The sequence below is a fragment of the Candidatus Nitrosopumilus koreensis AR1 genome, assembly GCF_000299365.1.
GTDB classification, from domain to species: domain Archaea; phylum Thermoproteota; class Nitrososphaeria; order Nitrososphaerales; family Nitrosopumilaceae; genus Nitrosopumilus; species Nitrosopumilus koreensis.
Genome location: NC_018655.1, coordinates 1,611,570 through 1,623,057, shown reverse-complemented (window position 1 = coordinate 1,623,057; position 11,488 = coordinate 1,611,570). Strand labels below are relative to the sequence as shown.

At 33.7% G+C, this 11,488-nt stretch carries 16 protein-coding genes and 1 pseudogene; 10 read left to right on the top strand and 7 right to left on the bottom strand.

All coding sequences use genetic code 11. The annotated features are described in order from the left end of the window. Window positions 1–2: 2 nt before the first annotated feature. Window positions 3–290 (bottom strand): winged helix-turn-helix domain-containing protein, encoded by a 288-nt coding sequence (locus NKOR_RS09680; protein ID WP_014964168.1) that lies wholly within the window; start codon window positions 288–290, stop codon window positions 3–5. A gap of 316 nt (window positions 291–606) precedes the next feature. Between NKOR_RS09680 and NKOR_RS09675 the strand changes: the two genes are divergently transcribed. Next, on the top strand, window positions 607–1,248 hold the full coding sequence (locus tag NKOR_RS09675; RefSeq protein WP_014964167.1) for a hypothetical protein: 642 nt from the start codon (window positions 607–609) through the stop codon (window positions 1,246–1,248). Window positions 1,249–1,350: 102 nt separating this feature from the next. Next, window positions 1,351–1,812: a hypothetical protein gene (locus NKOR_RS09670; RefSeq protein ID WP_014964166.1), complete on the top strand. Its 462-nt coding sequence runs from the start codon at window positions 1,351–1,353 to the stop codon at window positions 1,810–1,812. A gap of 25 nt (window positions 1,813–1,837) precedes the next feature. Here NKOR_RS09670 and NKOR_RS09665 read toward each other — a convergent pair whose 3' ends face one another. Further along, complete coding sequence (locus NKOR_RS09665; RefSeq protein ID WP_014964165.1) at window positions 1,838–2,485, bottom strand: Snf7 family protein; 648 nt, start codon at window positions 2,483–2,485, stop codon at window positions 1,838–1,840. A gap of 126 nt (window positions 2,486–2,611) precedes the next feature. Here NKOR_RS09665 and NKOR_RS09660 point away from each other — a divergent pair, with 126 nt between their 5' ends. The 5 genes from NKOR_RS09660 (at window position 2,612) to NKOR_RS09640 (ending at window position 5,710) form a co-directional block, all read left to right on the top strand. Then, window positions 2,612–3,163, top strand: coding sequence for a hypothetical protein (locus tag NKOR_RS09660; protein WP_014964164.1), 552 nt, complete (start codon window positions 2,612–2,614; stop codon window positions 3,161–3,163). Between the two features lie 37 nt (window positions 3,164–3,200). Continuing rightward, window positions 3,201–3,632, top strand: a complete 432-nt coding sequence (locus tag NKOR_RS09655; protein WP_014964163.1) for a hypothetical protein — start codon at window positions 3,201–3,203, stop codon at window positions 3,630–3,632. A gap of 265 nt (window positions 3,633–3,897) precedes the next feature. Next, the gene (locus NKOR_RS09650; protein WP_014964162.1) at window positions 3,898–4,638 is read left to right on the top strand and encodes an SDR family NAD(P)-dependent oxidoreductase; all 741 of its coding nucleotides are present in this window, start codon (window positions 3,898–3,900) and stop codon (window positions 4,636–4,638) included. 40 nt (window positions 4,639–4,678) lie between these two features. Further along, window positions 4,679–4,885: a hypothetical protein gene (locus NKOR_RS09645; RefSeq protein WP_014964161.1), complete on the top strand. Its 207-nt coding sequence runs from the start codon at window positions 4,679–4,681 to the stop codon at window positions 4,883–4,885. A 9-nt stretch (window positions 4,886–4,894) separates the two neighbouring features. Next, window positions 4,895–5,710 carry a 3'(2'),5'-bisphosphate nucleotidase CysQ family protein gene (locus NKOR_RS09640; RefSeq protein WP_014964160.1) on the top strand — a complete coding sequence of 272 codons (816 nt, stop codon included), beginning with the start codon at window positions 4,895–4,897 and terminating at the stop codon, window positions 5,708–5,710. On the opposite strand, the gene cysC is transcribed toward NKOR_RS09640, so the two are convergent. Both cysC and NKOR_RS09630 read right to left on the bottom strand, forming a co-directional pair. Continuing rightward, window positions 5,702–6,217: an adenylyl-sulfate kinase gene (gene cysC / locus NKOR_RS09635; RefSeq protein ID WP_014964159.1), complete on the bottom strand. Its 516-nt coding sequence runs from the start codon at window positions 6,215–6,217 to the stop codon at window positions 5,702–5,704. The two genes, NKOR_RS09640 and cysC, sit on opposite strands and share 9 nt — an antisense overlap. Before the next feature lie 36 nt (window positions 6,218–6,253). Then, entirely contained in the window at window positions 6,254–6,796 is a 543-nt protein-coding gene (locus NKOR_RS09630) for a hemerythrin domain-containing protein (protein ID WP_014964158.1), read from the bottom strand. Window positions 6,797–6,909: 113 nt separating this feature from the next. Here NKOR_RS09630 and NKOR_RS09625 point away from each other — a divergent pair, with 113 nt between their 5' ends. Further along, entirely contained in the window at window positions 6,910–8,385 is a 1,476-nt protein-coding gene (locus tag NKOR_RS09625; protein ID WP_014964157.1) for a cation:proton antiporter, read from the top strand. On the opposite strand, the pseudogene NKOR_RS09620 reads toward NKOR_RS09625, so the two are convergent. Continuing rightward, a pseudogene (locus NKOR_RS09620) lies at window positions 8,382–9,286 on the bottom strand (transcription initiation factor IIB). The gene NKOR_RS09625 and the pseudogene NKOR_RS09620 overlap by 4 nt on opposite strands. Before the next feature lie 115 nt (window positions 9,287–9,401). Here NKOR_RS09620 and NKOR_RS09615 point away from each other — a divergent pair. Then, on the top strand, window positions 9,402–10,346 hold the full coding sequence (locus tag NKOR_RS09615) for a COG1361 family protein (protein WP_232202985.1): 945 nt from the start codon (window positions 9,402–9,404) through the stop codon (window positions 10,344–10,346). Here NKOR_RS09615 and NKOR_RS09610 read toward each other — a convergent pair. After that, on the bottom strand, window positions 10,343–10,642 hold the full coding sequence (locus NKOR_RS09610) for a hypothetical protein (protein WP_014964155.1): 300 nt from the start codon (window positions 10,640–10,642) through the stop codon (window positions 10,343–10,345). The genes NKOR_RS09615 and NKOR_RS09610 overlap by 4 nt on opposite strands. 107 nt (window positions 10,643–10,749) lie before the next feature. Here NKOR_RS09610 and NKOR_RS09605 point away from each other — a divergent pair, with 107 nt between their 5' ends. After that, entirely contained in the window at window positions 10,750–10,977 is a 228-nt protein-coding gene (locus NKOR_RS09605; RefSeq protein ID WP_014964154.1) for a hypothetical protein, read from the top strand. Here the strand turns inward: NKOR_RS09605 and NKOR_RS09600 are convergent. Then, window positions 10,966–11,445, bottom strand: coding sequence for an Hsp20/alpha crystallin family protein (locus tag NKOR_RS09600; protein ID WP_014964153.1), 480 nt, complete (start codon window positions 11,443–11,445; stop codon window positions 10,966–10,968). The genes NKOR_RS09605 and NKOR_RS09600 overlap by 12 nt on opposite strands. Between the last annotated feature and the right edge of the window lie 43 nt (window positions 11,446–11,488).

The window sequence follows — 11,488 nt, the reverse complement described above, 5'->3', positions numbered from 1 at the left end:
GGCTAATACCTTAGGTTCATGCTCTCCACGAGCCCTTGAAATCTCTTGAATTCTTGGAAAAACTGAAGTCCTTTTTCAGTTATTTGAAAGACTCTATTTCTGTCATTTTTGACAGACTCGACTAAACCTGCTTCTACCAGTTTCTCACATTTGTCTAGTACTGCATAGTGAGATAGGTTGGCTTTGCGAGATATTGCAGATACAATGATTCCTTCACGACCACCATCAGCAGTAACGTTTAGGATATCACCCATAATGCCCATTTCGGACCTGTATTGTTGTTTTGACATGGTATAGTATACAATCAATTAGTTATTGAGGAACATTTTGAAACACCATAGCGGAACGCAAAGCGGAACGCCATTTTGAATGGAAAAAATGGTGAATTTTTAGCAAAATTGTGGCGGGGAAGAAAATTCCTAGAAATTTTGTGCGTAATTTTTTGTATAAAAAATACCAGTTTTCATGCAAAAAACAGATTTTTTGAAAATTTAAAGAAAAATATCTCAATTTGAATGATTTTAGAGAAATTTGGAGAAATTTACTATATAAAGAACAGAACGATTTCTGTCCGTTCCTAATCTATCATTTTGGTATGTACTTTGCATGGTAAAACCCCAAAACAGAACTATTGGTGTTATTGCTGTTCTTTTGATGCTTGGTGCATCTCCAATAACTGTAACCTATTCGTTTGCAGATAATGCTGGAGTGTACGAGCCAAAAGAAAGTTCCAAAAAAGAGGGACTTGGAGTAATTCTAACTGAAAAAATGGTTGATGGAAAGCTCGAAGTCCAACGTTATGCTTTACCATCTGATACCTCAAAAGAAGATATGCACAGAATGCTGTCTACTGAAATATCAGGTTGGACAATAATGAATTACAAGGCCTATAATGCTGGGATTACTCTCTTTGATGGAAAAGCAATAAAGGTTGGGCAAGATTTGTGGGAGATTTCAACTAACGGAGTCCTCAGTCTTGAAGAAAGAGAGTTTGACCTAGAATTAAGTGGAAAATCCAATGGTTCCCATGTAGTAATGCATGGAACTGCCTCAGATGAGGATCTCAGTTACAAAGTTGTATTTTCTGGAAAGTTTACAGAAAATGAGAATGTTTTTGAAGTTCTCTTCAATTCTGCAACAAATCCTGAGATGGGCCAAAATATCAAATTTCTTCAGATTGGAGATACTAATTTTGAAAAATCAGTTGATTCTAACCAAGAGTTCAGAAATTCAATTTCGGTGAGATAATTCACCACATTTTTCCTTTTTTTTTGAGTAAAAATCATTCACCTTGTCAGCTTTGGGATTCATAGTAACTTTTTATTCCCATTTTGAAAAGTAAATCATAAAATGTTTGATAAATTCAAGAAAGAAGAGGGAGGAGAAATGGTAGAAGAAAGACCTGAAGAAAACACTGCAGGAGAGACTCCAGAATTTACTGATACTCCAAGTCAAATTGGAATTGGGGAATTAATGGGGAAACGTGCCCAGCTTGAAGAGGCAATTGATTATGTTGGTCTAATGATTAAGAATCTTAAAGATAAACGAACTTTGCTTGAAAAAGACATTGAAGAAGAATCAGTAGATATCAAAAATCTTAAAGAGAAACTCCAAAAAGTTAGTGAGTATATTGAGGAAGAAAATAGAGGGATTTCAGAGCTTGCTGAAAAGAGAAAACGAGTAGAATCTGAAGCTGATGAAGTTGGAACTATAATCAATAATTTACGGGAGAAACTATCAGGTGTTGATAGAATTATTGATGATGAGGGTAGTAGAGTTAAAAAGATAAAAGAATCTAGAGAGTCAGCATAATAATTTAAAAATTAGTTTATTTATTCTAGTAAAATTTTGAAGTTGTTGCAGTTGATGTGCTTGCATCAGATGGAACTGATGGGAACATTTGTCCTGTTGAACTCTCAGCCACTGCTGCGGCCTCCTTGAGAATTGCATCAGATTCAGCATTTGTGGATGTATCCATACCAAATGCTGCATCACCTGAGAAACTTTCAGTCATAAATCCGCCTAACATTTCAGCCATTTGGCCAATTTCAGCTTCTGCACCTGGCATTACTTTTCCAAGAGACGATTTGAGATTCTTCATCAGTCCCATGGTGGGCATAATTGCTACTACGGTATCTCCAAGATCACTAAATGTTGTTAATCTTAATTCGATTTGCTCAAGGGCAATTCTTGCACTGCTCATAATTTTGATAACTTTTCTAATTTCGGCTAGTTCGTTTCCTAGAACCTTACTTGTTTGAGTATCATGTTTTTGTGTTGCCTCTACTATTCTTGCAAATAGTTGTCCATCACGTTCTTGTAATCCTGACAACATTTTGTCCAATTTTTGAATCTGTAATCGTAATTTTTTGACTCCTTCTTGTACTCTTGGTTTTAGAGCACCTTTAGGCTTGACTGCATCACCAAGTTTTTCACCAATACTAGGAGTTGGCGGTTTAGTCCACTTTTTACTAAGATTAGCCATGGTTTCACTATAGGAAAATGTACTTAATTTCATGTGTAAAGAATGATTCACAGTATGTGTAACTTGACTAACAAAGATGAAAAATGCAGTACAAAAATCTATTTAGTATTTTTTTAGGCATAACTTATGAATGAAGTATTTGGTTTTGATTTACCAGATAATTCCCAAGAACTTACAGACAAAGAATATATCAATTTGGTAAATCGAATAAGAGGTAATTTTCTCAGTTATGTTTCAGTATTAGATTCAACTCTTACTGTGATTATTTCAGATCTATTTTTGCGAGATAAAAATGATTTTCCTTTATGGGCCAAAACAGTATTTGATGAAGATAGAACTGCATCTTTTGGAACAAAAATAATTTGGATATCAAGAATCATGAAAAATCATCAAGATTTTAAAAAAGAGATTGATGAAAAAACAAGAATAAGGATTCAGCAAACGCTAAATAAAATTAGAGAAATTAGAAATGATTTTGCACATAATTTTGCACATAATAAAAAGATAGAATCTAAAAACGTAAAAAATAGAATAATCAAACTATATGATTTTGAAGAGGGCATGACTACTCCAAAACTATTCAAGATGGAAGAAATTATGGATTTGATAAATGATCCATGGATTTTAGAAAATCTTGAAAAATTAGAAGCACTAACAAAAAAGATAAGAGAAAAATAGAAATTTGTTTTTATAATGGAATTTAGAGTTTGTTTTATTGAATAAAAAATTAATAATAATTCCCGTAGTTATAATTATTGGAATTTTTCTAGTTAGTTTCTCTCTAGAGGATTCTGGTGAGAAAAGCAATGTTATATTTCATGTAACACTGGCAGATCCTGATTTGTATATTGAGGGAGTATATTCTGAAACATTTGAAATTGATAGTGGAGAATATTCATTTAGATTTGTTCCAAATGGTAGCAGTCCAAAAATTTTATCAATTTCATTAAGTGGAGAAAAGATAGATTTTTCAGAAGATTTTAGGCTACAAGGTACTTCACATGAAACTGGAATTTCACAATATTTTACTTGGGAGTATATAGGTCAAAAAGAAATTTTGATTTCAGAGAATCAACAAATTACAATTTCTATTAATCCAAATGGAAATGTGATAGGGTCAGTATCAGTAGATATTTTACAAAATTAAAAGAGGCGTAATCCCCTTCATTGCAGAACTATGAGAGATTCCCTCTCGTTGTCAAACGACCTTGCGTTTGATTGCCTATGTCGTTCTGCGGGGTTACGCGATTTTAGTCGATAGGAATTATATCCTTCGGCATTAATAGTTATAGGAACTTCAACTATTTAATAGTTTATATAAAAAATTACAAATAAATTTTTAATTATTGAAATATTTTATTCCTATTTACTAAAAATCGATCTATAAATTACGAAGTTTTATGCTAAAGCTGTTGTCTTTATCAGGAAAAGTTGCTTTAGTGACTGGTGGAAGCAGAGGAATAGGATTTGCCACTGCAAAAGTTTTGCTAGAAAATGGAGCCAAAGTAGCAATTACAGGAAAAGATCAAAAGCGATTAGAAAAATTAGCTGAAATTTCTAATGTATTTGCAATTACTGCGGACATCAGAAATTCTAATGAGGTGAAAAATGCAGTACAAAAAATTGTTGAAAAATTTGGAAGGTTGGATATTCTTGTAAATAATGCAGGGGTTTTTCCAAGGATAAAACAACTGCATGAAATTGAAGAAGATGAATGGAATGAAGTTTTAGATGTAAATCTTACAGGACAATACAGGGTTACAAAAGAGGCAATCCCACATTTACAAAAAACATCAGGATCAATAATTAATATTTCATCAGATGCAGGATTGAAGGCATATCAAGGATTTAACGCTGATGCATATTCAGCAACAAAGGCAGCATTAATCATACTTACAAAGTGTTGGGCTCTTGAATATTCAAAAAACAAAATCAGGGTGAATTGTATTTGTCCAGGAGTAGTAGACACAGACATGACAAAACCATTTGTAAAAACTCAAAAAGATAGGGATTTCATGAATGCAGAACATCCATTAGGTAGAATAGGAAAACCAGAAGAAGTAGCAAAGGCTGTACTCTATTTTGCGTCAGATGACGCATTATGGATCACTGGAGCTATTCTTGCAGTAGATGGAGGAGAATCAACAAAATAAATTCACATGAATTTAATACAACCTAAAGAGATGAATCATGATGAAAAGTAGAAAAGCTAAAGCAAAGTTGATCGTATTATTAGGAGTTATTTGGATAATTGTATCTTTGCCACTTCCATGGATAGTAAACAATCCAGAAGTTTCAGAATCTCAGTTTTTCACAATTCTGGGAATTATTGGTATTATTTCCATTCCATTTATCGCGCTTGGGGTGGTATGGACACTAAAGCCAGAACTTACAACATAGGAATGTATTTTGAAAGGCATACCAATTACAGAAAAAATTCCTGAATTAGATATTGCAATTGAGGCAGCACAAGTAGCAGGAAATACAATTTTGGAGATATACAAAGGTGAGTTCGAAGAATTTACCAAAAAAGATGATTCGCCAATTACAGAGGCAGATCTAAAAAGTAACGAGATCATTAAAAAAATTCTTTCTAAAACAGAGTACAAAATCTTATCTGAGGAAGATAATGATGATCAAAGTAGATTATCTGAAGAGATAATTTGGATAGTTGATCCTTTAGACGGCACTTCAGATTTTATTGATAAAACAGGTGAATTTACTGTAATGATTGCACTTGTAAAAAACAAAAAACCAATTCTAGGAGTAATAGGTTGGCCTACTGAAAAAACATTGTTTGTTGCACAAAAGAAGAGGGGCGCATTTAGATATCATAATGAAGAATGGGAAAAGATCTCAGTTACTACAACATCAGAACTTCCAAAGTGTAGAACTGTGGGCTCCAGGCATCACCTGTCAGACAAAGAAAAAGCATTTATCAAAAAATTAGGAATTGAAGACTTTACAAGTATAGGTAGTTCATTAAAGGTTGGAAAAATTGCATCAGGTGAGGCTGATGCATACATTACAACTACAAATAAAATGAAAGAATGGGATACAGCTGCATCATATTGTATAATTTCTGAAGCAGGGGGCAAAATGACAGATATGCTGGGAAACGATATTTCATACAACAATAAGGAAGTGTATCATCAAAATGGAATTCTAGTTACAAATGGAATTATTCATCAAACAATAGTTGATGAATTTAAAAAATTAGAGTAGGTTTCTTGATTTAAGAAAGTCCTTTACTTTGTTTGCACTATCATCAAGTGATTCATTTTCTGTATCAACAATTAGATCTGCTTTTTCTGGAGCTTCGTAAGGATCATCAATTCCTGTGAATCCTTTGATCTCCCCTTTTCTTGCCTTGGCATACATGCCTTTGACATCTCTTTTTTCGCACTCTTCTAATGAACATTTGACATAACACTCTGCAAACTGATCACCTGCGTCGATAATCTTTCTGGCATTTTCTCGGTTCTCAAGATATGGAGATACCAGAGATACTGCGCTTGGAACACCATGTTTTAACAACAATTTTGCCAAATGAGCAACTTTTTTGTTGTGTTCATCACGTCCTGCTTTTGAAAAGTCTTTTGGAGAAAACCATTCTCTTAATTCATCTCCATCAAGCATTGCCAAATTTGGAATATCTTTTTGCAGATCTTTTACGATTGTAGTCTTTCCAGAACATGGGAGACCAGTCATCCAAAGAACAAAAGGTTTCATGTAAAAAATTTCCAATCAGCCCATAAAGAGCTTACGTTAATTTTTAAACCAAGGTTGATTCTCTAAGAAATCAATTTCTTTGATCATATCCTCAACTTTCTTTACGACTGCAAATATAGATCTGTATTGTTCATACATGTCTGTTTCTTCCTCTTTTGATAAAACATTAGCTTCTACGTTATCAAAGAATTTGTTTTCTTTGTTTAGATGATCGTTGAGAAATATTGCATATGTTTTAAGATATCTTGAGACAGGTTCTCTTGCATCTTCACCTGCTTTCCATTGTTTTAGATGGTGATGGATTTTTCTTGCAACATTTCTTCCAAATTCATGTTCAACCAGAAATTTATGAATTTCATCTTTTAGAGAATCATAGCTTGCTACACATGGAAAATAAGAGTCCTCTTCTCTAGAATGGTGAATTGTATCTACAAATTCAGATATAACAATAGTTATCTTTGTAAGATCAGAAAATGGAATATCTGTTCCATTTTTTAATTCCTCTGCACATTTGAAAACAATTTTTTCAAGACGTCTTACCTGTACGTGATCTGCGCGAAGTTCATTTGTAGCACTCATTCAAGAAAAATACTGTTTGGGGTGATTTAAGGTGTATCTAAAATTAATGAGGCTAAAATGACTAACCAAATCTAGTTTAATTTTTATCCATAGATATTGAGATGCAATAATAGATGAATCCAATAGTTTTGTCTATTTTGAATTTAATTAGAGGCCAGTTTGGTGAAATACCATTATCTAATTTTGATTCAAATTTTATTTTAGAAAGAATTACAGAGTTGCAAAACTCAATTGGAACATTATCTGTTCAAGATGGTGTTATTGCTCCAGCTCATGTAATTTTGCTTGCAGCAGGGGTTGTAATTTTTCTTGGAGTTGCAGGTGAAGCATTTTTTAAAAAAACAGGAATACCAGATGTTGCATTCTTGATGATTCTAGGAGTGATTCTAGGACCAGTACTAGGTTTGATTCAACCAGAAGCTGTAATTCAAGTGGTTCCATATTTTGCAGCACTGGCATTAATAATCATCATGTTTGATGGAGGATTAAATTTAGATATCAAACATGTTATAAGAACAGCACATTTTTCATCCACATTAGCTATTCTTGGTTTTATTTTGTCAGTTACAGTAATTGCAGTTGCAGCACATTATGCATTGGGATGGTTATGGTTAGAAAGTATTTTGTTGGGCTCAATTGTTGGAGGAAGTAGTTCTGCAATTGTTTTTGGATTGGTTAGAAATGTCCAGATTTCAGAAGAAGCAAAATCTATGCTAAGTTTTGAATCAGCTCTAACTGATATTTTAGCTACAATTATTGCATTCATATTATTTGAAGCAGTACTTGCAGGACATTTTGATATTCAGACATTACAAGAAACACTTGGAAGGGCAGTTATAGTAGGTTTAGTTCTGGGATTTGGTGTAGGAATTCCTTGGATGTATGTTTCAACAAAGCTTGGAAATGCTCAACATGGATACATGCTTACATTAGGAATTTTGTTTGTGTTATTCTTCTTAGCAAATTCATTTGGAGAATCAGGTGCATTAACTGCATTAGTATTTGGATTAATGGTTGGAAATAAGAGTCATCTAGCACATATTCTTAAGTTCAAATTACCAAAAATCGAGATGGATGATCCAACTCATAACCAGCTCACATTTTTGGTAAGAGCATTTTTCTTTGTATTTGTTGGATTAATGGCAAGTTTTGGACAAATAGAATATATGATATTTGGAATTTTAGTAACAATTGCAGTTTTCTTTGGAAGAGGAATTGTTGCAAAAATTACACTGACAAAAAGATTTTCCAAGTTGGACAGAGCTGTTACAAATTCTATGATTCCTAGAGGGCTTGCTGCAGCAGTACTCGCTACATATCCAATAACTATGGGGCTCTCAAATGCAGAAGCATATCCACAAATCATATTCTTTATCATTTTGGCATCAGTAATTATTACAACAATTGGAATGGGAAGAGCAAAAAATATTCCTCCTCCAGAATCAACTGAAGGTGGATTTGTAAAACCACCTGAAGATTCTGATGATGGTGCATCTAAAGATGAATCAAAAAAAGTAGAAAATTTAATGGATGAGTCAAACGAAGGTGGATTTGTAAAAAAAGTAAATTTTCAAGAAAAATTTGATTAAAGATCGAGGGATTCTTTGAGACCTTTGTACCTATTTCTAATGGTAACTTCAGTCACGTTTGCAGCTTCTGCAATATCACGCTGAGTCTTATCTTCACCATTTTTGACACATGATAGGTATAGTGCAGCAGCAGCTAATCCCATTGGATCTTTTCCTGCTGAAACTTCGTTTTCTTGTGCTTTTTTGAGCACTTTAACTGCATATCTCTTTGTTTTTCTGCAATTCCAATTCTACTGGCAATTCTTGCAACACATTGAATTGAATCAGTTACTGGCATCTTCAAGTCAAGTTCTTTTACTAGTAATCTGTAACATCTTGCGATATCTTTTCTTTTGATGTTTGCTGCTTGTTCAACATCTTTTAGATTTCTTGGAGTTTCAGTATCACGACATGCAGCATAAAGTGCTGATGCCATCAAAGCTGAAATGGAGCGACCTCTAACGAGTCCTTTATCTAATGCTTTTCTGTAAATGTAAGCTGCCTTTTCAATTACTGCATCAGAAATTGCTAGTTTGTCTTTTAGTCTGTTTAATTCACTAAATGCTTGTCTGAAATTTCTATCAACTGGTTCATGAACTTGGCTTCTACTATCCCAAGTTCGTAATCTCTCAATAGTACTTTTCATAGAAGCTGTTAGTGGTCTTCCAGAAGCATCCTTGTTTACTGGATTAATTATTGTAGCAAGACCCATGTCATGCATAGTCAATGAGGTAGGAGCGCCTGCTCTTGCCCTGTCTCCGTGTTCGTCTTGTGTAAATGATCTCCATTCAGGGCCTGCCTCTTGTAATTTTTCAGTGATCACAAACCCACATTTGGAGCAAAACATCTCTCCGGATTCATTATCAGTTACTAGTTTTCCCTGCGCACATCTTGGACAGAGTTCTTTTGTTTTACTTACCATGATTATTTCTAGAGTCCTCCGTTGGTTGGTATTTATGAATCAACAAGTTTTTTTGCAAAATTTTGAGCCTGACAATAACACAGAATAGGGATTACGGAGTTATTTGAGGTAAGAAATGAGACCGCTATGGACCGTCCCCTTGATGTTGGGATTCTTTATGCTAATTCCAAATGTTTACGCAGAAACCCTAGTTCAGAATCTAGAAGGAGGGATGGATATTGAGATCACGCATCCTGGTGAAATTGTAGTAGGGCGAGAAGGAATTATCTCGATTTTAGTAAAAAATAACGGATGGGAAGAAAAACAGGATATTTCATTTGAGTTCTTGGTATCTGAGATTCGAGGATTAAATGTAGAGCCAAAAAATATCATAATTGACAAATTGGCGCAAGGTGGATCATATGGAGAAAATATCAATCTATACATCACAGATAATGCAAATCCAGGAATTCATTTTCTTAACATAAAATATTCTCAGGTTCTTGTATCAAATAATAAAACACCACAAGAACCATTCTTTTATGACATTGCAATTCCAATTACCATAAAAGCTGATCCAAATGTTACAATTTATACAAAAACACCTGAATCAATTTTTGCAAATGCAGAGTTTCCAATAGAAGTAGGTGTGATTTCTGAAGATATTGATATTACAGATGTTAGAATCAAGATCATTTCGCCTAAAGATATTGAGTTTAGAGGTGAAACATCACATACTTTTTCTAAAATACAAAAAAATACTCCTATAGGAATAACATCAAGAATCATCACCCCAACTGATGAAGTAAATACGGAATACAAGATTCCATTTGAGATTATTGTACAATATACAGACGATGTTGGAGAACAAAAAGAAGATTCACAGACAGTTTCAGTAACTCTAAGACCACGAACATTTATGGAATTGACAACTGATGGTGGAATTTGGATTGGAAGTTTCTTTATTGCCCCCTATGTTAGTCTTGGAACAATTATAGGAATTCCAGCAGGTGCAATCATATCATTACTAGTACGAAGAAAGGCATCTCCAAAAAAACGTAGCAAAAAGAAAAAAGTCTAAGATTCTAATTTTTCTTTAATTGATTTTATGTATCTTTGACTGTATGTTGTAAACAATTGAATTTTAGGTTGGGATAGTGCCATAGCTCCAGGCCTACTATTGACATGATCCTCTGCAGCCTTTTGTTTTTCTAGTAGTTTTTCAAGATTTTCTTTTGACTGTGATTCTAATTCGGACAGTAAAGTTGCAAGTTCGTTTTCTAAATTATCTCTCGTATCAGGAATTTCTGGTGGTTCTGCACCAATGATTTCTTTTGTAGTGATATTTCCAAATACTTTTTCATCCAGATAATGCAACAGCCAAAAGTGGAGACTAGTATTATAAATTCAATTTGGAAGATATTCAAAAAGTGCGTTGCAGTGCAATCAAACCTTTTATTTTTGAATAATTTTAGGCTTCATTGATGACGTATTGTATTGGTAAATGCAAAGAGTACAAAGCACTAAAACCGTCACAAATTGGAAGATACGCTGCAGGTCAGAAGAGATGTAATTATTGTGAAGTATTTGTAGACTATGACGGGCTAACTTGCCCATGTTGTAACAGGCAGTTAAGGTGTTTGCCTAGAAGCAGAAAAGGAAAAGAAAAATATCTATCTCAAGTGGTTGTGAAAGAACAACTATTGAATTGAGACTGATTTCTTCTTTTGGGTCTTTGTAGGTTTAGATTTTGGTAGTGTTATATCTAAAACCCCATCACTAAGTTTTGCCTTTACCTTAGATGCAACTATGTTTTCAGAAAGAGGCAGAGTTCTATAGTATGATACCTGACTGCGTTCTTTTGTAAGGAAATTTTTCTTCTTTTCTTCGGATTCTTCCTTATGCTCTCCTGAAATTTCAAGAGAATTTTCAGTCACATTCAGTTTTATTTCATTTTTCTTTATTCCCGGAACATCCATTTTTACACGGAACTGTTTCCCTTCATCAATAATATCACAAGATGTTTGTGATATTCTTGGCATCATTGTTGTTGGGAATGAAGAAAATGCTTTTTCCATCTCCTTTTTTAAATTATTAATTGATTTGTCAATATCAAACCAACTTGAAGTTAGAAATGGAGATGGGACTGAAGGTTTTTTGGTAGGTTTTTTTGCCACCATAAAACCATTCCAGTATTTTTTTTAATAAATTCTAAAAGCAATT